The organism is uncultured Hymenobacter sp., assembly GCF_964243305.1.
In the GTDB taxonomy this organism is placed as follows: Bacteria; Bacteroidota; Bacteroidia; order Cytophagales; family Hymenobacteraceae; genus Hymenobacter.
The window spans coordinates 38,989-45,608 of the sequence record NZ_CAXTEF010000014.1 but is presented as its reverse complement, the minus strand read 5'-3'; the positions used below and the strand labels follow the sequence as shown (position 1 = coordinate 45,608).

The following is a 6,620-nucleotide window of genomic DNA, read 5'->3' as shown; positions in this document are numbered from 1 at the left end:
GCTTCAGGAATACTACCGCCAGCAGGCGCTGAAGTACGACGGCAAGTGAGCCAGCTAAGTGAGCCAGCTAGTAGGCTTAGCGTGGTTTTAGCCGCCGCTTTGTCAGCCGGACGACGGGGCCTGAAATCCCTACCCCCCTCCCGCCCCGCAAAGTCACGGCAGCGGCGCAGCAAGGCCGGCTCCCTTTTTCGGGGCCATCTTGCCGCATGATTTTACGCCTTCTTTCCTTATTGCTATTACTAGCCGGCCCCGCGGCCAGCGCCCAAGTCCCTACCCCCCCTCGCCAGCCGGCCGACCTCGTGGTGTACAACGCTACGGTTTACACCGTCGATTCGGCGTTCAGCAAGGCGCGGGCGTTTGCCGTGCGCGGCGGCCGGTTTGTGGCCGTGGGCAGCTCGGCGGCCATTCGGCAGCGGTTTCAGGGGAAGCGGGAAGTGGATGCGCAAGGGCAGTTTATTTATCCTGGCTTTTATGATGCGCACTGCCATTTCTACGGCTACGCCCTGACCCTGGCGCAGGCCGATTTGGTGGGCGCAACCTCCTGGGCGGCCACGGTGGCGCGGCTCACGGCGCACCGCAAAAGCCACGCCGGCGCGGCCTGGCTCACCGGCCGCGGCTGGGACCAGAACGACTGGCCGGGGAAGCGCTTTCCGAGCAAGGACACCCTGGACCGGCTGTTTCCCACCACGCCGGTCTTCATCGAGCGCGTCGATGGCCACGCCGCGCTGGTCAACCAGAAAGCCCTCGACCTGGCCGGCATCACTGCCCAGACGCCCATCAGCGGCGGCGTGATTGCGCGCGATGCGCAAGGCCGGCTGACGGGCTTGCTGGTGGATAACGCGGTAGGATTAGTAGAAAGCAAGCTGCCGGCCCCTACCCCCCTCGAAACGGAAAAAGCCCTGCTGCAAGCCCAGCGCAACTGCCTGGCCGTGGGCCTGACCAGCCTCGCCGACGCTGGCCTCGACCGCCCGGTGATTGAGCAGCTGGCTGCCCTGCAAGCTCAAAACAAGCTCCGGCTGCGGCTCTACGCCATGATTACGCCCACGCCGGCCAACCTGGACTATTACCTCAAGAAAGGCCCAACCTTCTCCGATAAGCTCACCGTCTGCTCATTCAAGGTGTACGCCGATGGCGCGCTCGGCTCCCGCGGGGCCAGCCTGCTCCAACCCTATTCCGATAAGCCCGGCGAAACTGGCTTTCTGCTGCGCACCGTGGCCGAGTACCGCGCCCTGGCCAAGCGCCTGGCCGCCAGCAAGTTTCAGATGAACACCCACGCCATCGGCGACTCCGCCAACCGGCTCATCCTCAACATCTACGGCGAGGCGCTGGCCGGGCAGCAGGACCGCCGCTGGCGCATCGAGCACGCCCAGGTGGTGAGCCCGGCCGATGTGCCCAAGTTCGGGCAGTTCGGCATCGTGCCCTCGGTGCAGCCCACTCACGCCACCAGCGACATGTACTGGGCCGGCGAGCGGCTCGGCGCCCGGCGCCTGCCCACGGCCTACGCCTTCCGGGCCCTGCAAAAACAGTACGGCCAAGTGGCGCTGGGCACGGACTTTCCGGTCGAAAACATCAACCCTTTCTACACCTTCCACGCCGCCGTGTCCCGGCAGGATGCCCGCGCCTACCCCCCCGGCGGCTTTCAACCCGAAAACGCCCTGTCCCGCGCCGACGCGCTGCGCGGCATGACCACCTGGGCCGCCCACGCCGCCTTCGAGGACCAGCGCAAGGGTCAGATTCGCCCCGGAATGCTGGCCGACTTCATCATCCTCAAAACCGACTTGCTGACCGCATCCCCTGAAAAGCTGCGCAATATTCAGGTGCAACAAACCTGGATTGGTGGCGAACGGGTTTATTTAATCACTAATTAACAACGAGCAGGTGAGCCCCAGCGGGCTAATCCCCTGGCTATGCGAACCGCGCAGCCAGGGGATTGGCCCGCTGGGGTTTTAATAACTCCCTACCCCCTGTTTCTCAGCCAATAGGTAGCCCCGCTGGGGCTGACCGCTTCCCTGCTGACTGTTCACTGCCTCAAAAAATACCGGGCTCATCGGCACTGCCGCCGTAGATGCCGGGCACCGGAATATTGAGCAGGCGCAGGTAAACCGTGAGCTGCCCGCGGTGGTGGATGCTGTGGTTGAGGCCCATGATGCGCAAGGCCGCACCCTTGGGCCGCTCCATGAGCACCTGCTCGCCGCGGCGCAGCTGGAAAGGCTGGGTTAGCTTCTCGTCGTCGCTCTCGCTCAAGGCCTGGCGCAGTTGGGCGCTGTAGTCCTCGAAGCGGGCCAGCAGCTCCTCGCGGGAAGTGGGGGTAGGGCCGGGCTTGGGCGCGTTCTGGTCGAGAAAATCGCGCGAGTCGGCCTGTACGAATAAGGTCTTGAAAGCCAGCAGGTTCACCACGTGCGTGGCTAATTGTACCAGCTTCATGCTCCTGGGGTGGGGCTGGTAGTCGGCCTGCTCGAAGGGCACGCGCTCCAGGACTTTGCGGGTCGTGGCCAGCTCGTGGTCAAGCTCGGCGAGGATGTTGTGCTGAAGAGAAGAGGTGTGCATTCCTTGGAGTTGTGAGTTATGAGGTGTGAGTTGAAAGTGATGCGTTGAAAAGGCGGACCGGCCGCGCGGGCCGGTCCGCCCTTTCGTAGGATAAGCTATTTCCTACCCCCCACCGCGGCCGGCGTGCTCGCTACGGGCGAGGCGGGCGGCGGACCGGGAAACGTGGCGTCCGGCGCGGCCGTCACGGGCTCGCGCAGGGCCTTGCCGCGCAGCTGAAGCAGGAAAAACAGCCCCAGCACGAAGAACACAATCAAGGCCAGGATGCTGTAGCGCATCGAACCCATCACTTGGTTGATGATGCCGAAGACGGCCGTGCCGATGACGATGCTCAGCTTTTCGGTCACGTCGAAAAAGCTGAAAAAAGCCGCCGTATTGGGCGTATTCTCGGGAATAATCTTGGAATAGGTCGAGCGGCTCAGGCTTTGCACGGCGCCCATCGTGAGGCCGATGACGGCGGCCAGGGCGTAGAAGCTCCAGCCGGCCTGCACGAAGTAGCCGGCAATGCAAATCAGCATCCAGATGAACACGGCCCAGCTCAGGGCGCGGGTGTTACCGATGCGCGCGGAGAGTTTGGCAAAGAGCCAGGCCCCCAGAATAGCCACGACTTGCAGCAGCAGAATGGTGATAATCAGGGCCTGGTCGGGCAGGTGCAGCTCGTCGGTGCCGAAGAGCGTGGCCACGTACATCACCGTCTGCACGCCCATATTATACGTGAAATAGGCCAGCAGAAACTTCTTGAGCGTGGGCAGCCCGGCCAGCTGGTCCCAGACCTTGCCCAGCTCCCGGAAGCCATTGAGCAGCCAGCCGTCGGTGCTGGCCGTCGCGCCGGCCGGGCGGCCGGGGTCGGCGGGCAGGGTGCGGAACGGAATCTGGGCGAAGCCCGCCCACCACAGCCCCGTGAGCAGAAACGAGAGCTGCGCCGCCCGCGCCGCCGAAACGCCCACGGCGTCATGAAACTGATTGATAACGAGGCAAATGACCAGCAGAATCACCGAGCCCACGTAGCCCATCGAAAAGCCGCGCGCCGAAAGCGAATCAAACTTTTCCTCGGAGCTGATTTCGGGCAGATAGGAATTATAAAAGACGATGCTGCCCGAAAAGCCGACCGTGGCGGCCACAAAGATGAACGTGGAAAGCGTGAGCGTGGCGGGCGAAAAGAAAAACAGCCCTGCGCACGAGGCCGCCCCCAGGTAGCAAAACACCTGCAAAAACAGCTTCTTGCGCCCCGAAAAGTCGGCCAGCGCCGTCAGAAACGGGCTCACCAGCGCGATGAGCAGAAAGGAAAATGAGATGGCGTAGTTGAGCAGCGACGAACCCGGCACGCGCAGCCCCAGAAACTCAACCGGGCTCTGCCCGCTCTCCGTGGCCGTAATCTGCTTGATGATGCTGGACCAGTAAATCGGGAAGATGCTGCTCGTGATAACGAGCGGATATACCGAGTTGGCCCAGTCGTAGAACGTCCAGCCGCGGGTGATGCGCCGGTCGTCTTTAGGCACGGCGGGGGGGGTAGGGATTTCGGCAGCGGGCGACATGGATGGCGGGGTAATGGGACGGTAATACCGGCCCGCCAAGGTAGCGCGGTTTGCTTAGATGGCAGACAGATGCGGGAAGTTGGCGCGTACCATCCCGGCGTACTCGGCAGAGTCGAGGGCTGCCTGCTCACAAATGGCCTTCGCTTGTAGAATGCGCCGCACCAAGGCTTGCGCTGAGCCACATTTGGCTATTTCACGGACTAAATCAATTGCGGACATTGTTGCAATATTCTTCTCTGCCATCAAATCATGGCTTTCCATGTGCGCGAGGAAAGTCCGCCGCTGTTCGAGCGTCTTCTTGCGATTGAGTCCGCAAAAAGCAATAGTGGCGCGGCCACGAGGAGATTTACGAACGGCTACTGCTACTGCCCGACGAAACCAAATGTGGCCGGCGGGGTCATCTTGTACTGGATGCAGCAGTAATGGCCGCTCCCGCGCTAGGGGGTCGTGATGCGAGTGCGCCCGGCCCGTCGCCTGGTTAGCCAACGGAAAATAGCTGCGCTTGTGCCCCACATTGCACCGCTTGCAAGTAAAGAGCAGGTTAGTCCAGTCATAGGCCAACCAGTAATAGCCGGGCTTTTCCAGTTTGGCGCCCGGCGCTTGCCGGAACCCATTCTTGGGGCGGTAGTGCTCTACATCGCCGTAGCCGACATGTAGTAAATAGGCTTCGCAGTAACAGCACTTTCCTGCCTGGTCGGCGATGAGTTGCTGCTTCACTGTCACGTCGTTATATAGCGTCGCCGACACCTGAAGACGGCGGTTGCGTGGCGCACGGCAAGCGGTCGGGTCCGCATCGTATTGGGCTTCGAGGGCGAGGCGAGCCGCTACAGTGCTCGCTGCTATGAGCAGTGCGGGAGGCACTGCCGCTTTCCGTACCCGAATCATTATTCCGTTGCTAGGTTGGAGAGGTTCGTGCCCAACCGCTCCGCTATTTGCCGTAGTAGTTCGGCTTCTTCCTGCTTAGCTTTAACTCCTGTGCTGCCCATAGGTTGGCCCTCCAATTCTAGCGTGAGGGTTTCTAGTTCCTGCCGCTCTTTGGCTGTCAGCCGGGTCTTGTTGAGCAACTTGGCTTGGCGAGCTAGTTTCTCCTCAGTTTTTACTGAGCGACCAGTTTCGAGATTAAAGAAGCTGCTGGTTAGAATTTGGTCAACGCGCCAGCCACGCACGTCCTCTACATCGGTCACGACCACTGTTTGGTCGCCCTCGCGGCGTAACAGTACCACATTGGCACCTTCGTCGCCGGCCGCCTGCACTACCAGTGGACTGTGAGCGGTAGCAATGAACTGCGTATTAGGAAATATTTTGCTCAATGAAGCCAGCAACTCCCGCTGCCAGCGCGGGTGTAAGTGCAGGTCGATTTCATCAATGAGCACAATGGCCGGCTCAGCCAGCGGATTTTCACTTTCCGGATAACGCACGTAGAGCTTACTAGCTAAGTCAGTAAGCCAGACGACCAAAGTTTGGTAGCCCAAGCTCAAGTCGCGCAGCTTCACCCACGTATCGTGCAGCAGGAATTGCAGGCTTATCTGCGGCTTTTGCGGGGTGCCGGCGGCAATAATTTGCAGCTTCGTGACACCGGGCAATACTTGTATTAACATCTTCTCTACCCGGTCACGGGCCTCGGATAGCTGTTTGCCCTGCTCGCCTGCCAACTTGCTACCATAATCTACATTTAGAAACCATTCTTGCGGGTCGAGCAAGTCGGCGCGGTCATCGAAGAGACTGGCGCAAGTATCGGTAGCCGAAGGAGTTTCACCTATTATTGAGTTGCCAACAGTGCGACCAGCACCATAGCCGTAGCATACCAGCCCTTGCGCTGTCCCGTCCACCAATGAGTATGAGTGGCCGTTTCCCCTAGCATTAAGGTAGGTGAATTGAATATGAGCCATAAACTGGTTTGTTTTGGTGCCATCACGCTCATTATTAAATTTTATAAGACTTTTTTCTCTGCACCCCACATACATCATATAGCTTATGATTTCCCTACCCTTACCCTTGTGGCGCATAGCAGCCCAATTATGACCCCAGTTTTCAAAGTATGATGGAGCGAAAAAAGACATTCCATTGGGAGTTTTTGTAGGAATAGAAACTGTGTTGCTCGGCATTAATGCCGCTAGGGCCTTTAGCACTGTTGTTTTTCCCACGCCATTGTCTCCAAGAATAATTGTCCATTGTGCTGGCTTTCCATCCCCTTCATGGTCTTCAGTAGCGTTCCGAAATTTTTTTCCATCTCTAGTAAAGTATATCGTCTGCTTCTCCCCGAAGCTGCGCACGTTTTCCAGGCTCAGGGAGAGGAAGTAGGCCGGAGGCGGGGTTTGCTTTTTATCAGTCATATCAAACGGCGACAACTCGCCATTACAGAAGCTCAGCGCCACACGCCGCGCGGCAACAAAGGAACGGGGTTTTGGGCTGAGAAGCCGGAGCTAATGAGGACCAACCTAGTCGGGCAGAGCTGGTTTAAGTAGTCTCGCGGTTCCTTACTGGGTTCTTATGTGTTCTTACCTTCGCAGTTGCCCACTCTCTGGTTCTCTACTTGAACCT

5 protein-coding genes are annotated in these 6,620 nt (G+C 59.6%); 1 reads left to right on the top strand and 4 read right to left on the bottom strand.

Annotated features, from left to right (window positions below; all coding sequences use genetic code 11):
* The first annotated feature begins 230 nt into the window (after positions 1-230).
* Positions 231-1,868, top strand: coding sequence for an amidohydrolase (locus ACFE70_RS10250; RefSeq protein ID WP_375417645.1), 1,638 nt, complete (start codon positions 231-233; stop codon positions 1,866-1,868).
* Positions 1,869-2,028: 160 nt separating this feature from the next.
* Here ACFE70_RS10250 and ACFE70_RS10245 read toward each other — a convergent pair whose 3' ends face one another.
* The 4 genes from ACFE70_RS10245 to ACFE70_RS10230 all read right to left on the bottom strand — a co-directional run bounded on the left by ACFE70_RS10245 (position 2,029) and on the right by ACFE70_RS10230 (position 6,454).
* Complete coding sequence (locus ACFE70_RS10245) at positions 2,029-2,547, bottom strand: DinB family protein (protein WP_375417644.1); 519 nt, start codon at positions 2,545-2,547, stop codon at positions 2,029-2,031.
* A gap of 95 nt (positions 2,548-2,642) precedes the next feature.
* The gene (locus tag ACFE70_RS10240; RefSeq protein WP_375417643.1) at positions 2,643-4,079 is read right to left on the bottom strand and encodes an MFS transporter; all 1,437 of its coding nucleotides are present in this window, start codon (positions 4,077-4,079) and stop codon (positions 2,643-2,645) included.
* 54 nt (positions 4,080-4,133) lie between these two features.
* Positions 4,134-4,826, bottom strand: a complete 693-nt coding sequence (locus tag ACFE70_RS10235) for a hypothetical protein (protein ID WP_375417642.1) — start codon at positions 4,824-4,826, stop codon at positions 4,134-4,136.
* Positions 4,827-4,963: 137 nt separating this feature from the next.
* Positions 4,964-6,454, bottom strand: coding sequence for an AAA family ATPase (locus ACFE70_RS10230; protein ID WP_375417641.1), 1,491 nt, complete (start codon positions 6,452-6,454; stop codon positions 4,964-4,966).
* Positions 6,455-6,620 lie beyond the last annotated feature (166 nt).